The 2,942-nt window shown below is 59.9% G+C and carries 4 protein-coding genes; 1 reads left to right on the top strand and 3 read right to left on the bottom strand.

Features of this window, described 5'->3' with window-relative positions; translation table 11 throughout:
• Positions 1-376, top strand: a 376-nt coding sequence (locus EN884_RS31415) for a hypothetical protein (protein WP_128360951.1), incomplete at its 5' end; no start/stop codon positions are given.
• 228 nt (positions 377-604) lie between these two features.
• Here the strand turns inward: EN884_RS31415 and EN884_RS31410 are convergent.
• The 3 genes from EN884_RS31410 to EN884_RS31395 form a co-directional block, all read right to left on the bottom strand.
• Positions 605-1,102: a metallophosphoesterase family protein gene (locus EN884_RS31410; protein WP_063170799.1), complete on the bottom strand. Its 498-nt coding sequence runs from the start codon at positions 1,100-1,102 to the stop codon at positions 605-607.
• 439 nt (positions 1,103-1,541) lie between these two features.
• On the bottom strand, positions 1,542-1,889 hold the full coding sequence (locus EN884_RS31400) for a hypothetical protein (RefSeq protein WP_063170798.1): 348 nt from the start codon (positions 1,887-1,889) through the stop codon (positions 1,542-1,544).
• A 577-nt stretch (positions 1,890-2,466) separates the two neighbouring features.
• Positions 2,467-2,942, bottom strand: a 476-nt coding sequence (locus EN884_RS31395) for a GMC family oxidoreductase (RefSeq protein WP_245492017.1), incomplete at its 5' end; no start/stop codon positions are given.

Raw genomic sequence — 2,942 nt, 5'->3', positions numbered from 1 at the left:
GACATACCCGATCATGACCCGCCAACAGCGCATCGAGCGCTGGGCTGAGTTGCTGGAACAACATCCCGAGCGACGCCTGAGAGCGCTTATCGGCACTGAGTATCTGAAGCGGGAAGCTCGCGACGCGGCGCGCGGCGAGGGCTCGCCGATTACAGTGGCCTTCGAGGACCCGCTACTGCGTGCGTTAGGCCTGAAGGATGACACCTATGGGGAAGCAAAGCGCTTCTTCGAACTGTCTGACGGGGAATTGCATGGCATCGTCTGCAGTTGCCATGTCGGAACCATGTTCAGAGGGCAGTGGGCTGCCGCTAGAGTCCGCCGGTCGCTCGGAGGGAACAGGTTTCTCAAGTGGCTTAGAGAGAGAATGTGGCACTGAGGTCGCCAAGGACGGCGATTGAAGCTCGTTCCGAGATGAACGACTGGCGCGCCAGCGCTCCGCCGTGGTGACGACGGGGTTCGGCCCCAAAGTTGTCACGCAGACGGGTGGGCGCTCTACTTCCGGTGCGTTCCAGGCAAGGCTGCATTCCCAGGGGCAGGATTCTGGGCTTCTCTTTGCGGCTAACATCACGACGTGAAGACGTCGATCGCTCGGCCCTCTGTTGCGCTAACCTCCGCGGCGCCTGGCCTGAATGGCAGCAAAAGTCACTGGGCGAAAATCCCAGGCGTCGACCCCGACATCGTGCTGGCGCGTCATTGGCTTCAGCCGGCCATGAGAATGGCCGTGCAGGTTTATTGAATTCTTGCCGATCTGGTTCCAGGTGCGGAACGGGTAGTGGCAAAGAACCAGGAAACTGCCCTCGACAGTTAGCTCCTTGTAGTGTTGCACGCTAGCCCAAGCCGAAGCGCCGAGCGTTACCACGCCGTCGTTGTTGCCGATGATCAGGTGCTTGGTGCCGTGGAGACGGGACAGCAGCGAAGACACTGTCTCGGCAGATCCCTTGGCGAAGTCGCCGAGGTGCCAAACCTCGTCGCTTGGAGCAACAGTCTCGTTCCAAAGTTCAATCAGTGCTTGGTCATGCCCCGCCAATGAACTGAAGGGGCGGGGGGCAAGCCGCAGAATACGGGGATCGTTGAAATGCGTGTCGGAGGTGAAGAAGATCATGCGCCGCCGCTGGCTGAGACGAGCGATCGACGATCGCTTCTAAGTTCGGTTGCCGGAGCTCCTTTTGGGTCCATCATCGATCCTGATTTGGGCTTCCCTGAGCATCTTGAGTGCCTCCTCCTTGGTGAGGCCGCACTTGCGCGCAAAGTAGAGCGCTTCGATCGCCTGTTCACGATCCGCCGTGGCTTCTGAGGGCTGTTTGGGCTTCTTACCCATCGTTCCCAATCACTTTTTGATGCCACCGAACCATCACCGTGGCGGGTTGTTCCCCCTCGGATCTGCTAATCTGCTGAGCGCCGCCGCCTGATGTCGTTCCTGGGTTTGTATAAATTCCATGCCGGCGTGGGGAGGGATCGGCGGTGCGTTTTTTGGGTGAGCCAGTCTGAGGCGCTTCTAAGGGCCACGCCACCGAGCCGGCGGGCGAAGCATTGTCGTTGGTTCAAAGATCCGTTCTGGTCCGCCCTCGCTCAAAAACCGGAACGTCTTCATCATCTCCTTCGCTTAATCCCGTGGGGATGTCTTCCGCGAAGCTGCGGGTCATCTCTTCGGTCTCGCTCAACCCGTCGACCGTTTCATTTGCGCCGGCTCCCTCGTCGTGACGGCCCGTGATCTCGCTTCGAGGCTGCGCGCCGATCGGCTGTTCGATGTCGTGGGACCCCAAAACGCCCGGTCCCGCACCGTGTCTATCCTCGTGGCCGGCGATGCTCTCGAGTACGGCAGCATCCTCCTCGGGGATGGGTTTGTCATTGGCAAAGTCGCTCTTTTGCTTCCGGGTTGTTATCGGCATGTTGTGAACTCCTACGCAGTGAATCGCACAACGTACGACTACGGCCGAAGTTGCGAGGCGGCCGCTTTGATTTTAAGGAACCCCGACTTCGGGCAAGCGGTCGCAAAAATGGAGACAGCGGCGCACGTGCTGAAATGGAACAATCAAGCGCGCAAGTTGGCACGATGGCGGGATTTTGAACGAAGCACTCCTCTCCTCGCTATCGACTCCAGTCGGGTAAGGCCTGCTCCGAGCCACGGTTCTTGCACGGCGCTTTGCAAAAGGCGCCAATCGAGGCCGAACGAACTGCGCTCGGATGCTTTACAGCCGCCAACAGGCTGCGCGGTCGCGTCGTTTTTCGCCGCTTAATGGCACAGCGATGGCGAAGGTGGCGGACGAGCCTTAAGCACCAGCTAACGAGTATGCGTGCCTCGCTGGCGAGCTTGCCCACATTCGCGCGGCGCGAACTAGAGACGCTGCCGCGATACGTGCGGGCAGCAGATAGCCTGACACACAGGAAGCGGCCTGCGAATGTGATGAAGCAGCCCACGTTAGGCGCGAGTTGGGCGCAGTCACTCAGCAGCTGCCGGTGTGATCATCACCGGCGAAGCCTGTCGGCGAGACGGAGCCCAAGGGCCAAGATCGTCAAGGTGGGATTCGCCTGGCTGGATGTTGCCAGAACCGAGCCGCCCGCGATGTGCAGGTTCATCAGTCCATGAACTCGGCATTCAGCGTCAACAACCCCGTCGGTCGGGCTCGCAGACATTCGCGTGGTACCGAGGTGATGACCGTCCATGGCGCCTGATTTGCCTGCCATTTCGATCACATGGCCAGGTTCAAATCCTGAAATGGTAGCTCCGATCTTCTCCAGCTTCCAACCGAGCAGTCGATAGGCGCGCGCGATGCTTTGGAGATCGTTGCTCGTGGTTTTCCAATCGACGCGCAGCTTCGGCATACCCAATCGGTCGCGTTCGCTCACCAACGTCAGTCTGCTTGCGGGGTTCGGCTCCTGTTCCGAATGAAACTCAAGATTGACCCCATTGGCGCGCGGCCCCAATACGATGGAGGGCAGCT

Origin of the sequence: Mesorhizobium sp. M7A.F.Ca.AU.001.01.1.1 (assembly GCF_004022735.1) — a bacterium.
Classification (GTDB): domain Bacteria; phylum Pseudomonadota; class Alphaproteobacteria; order Rhizobiales; family Rhizobiaceae; genus Mesorhizobium; species Mesorhizobium ciceri.
The sequence above is the reverse complement of the archived record's forward strand: the minus strand, read 5'-3'. Positions and strand labels throughout refer to the sequence as shown.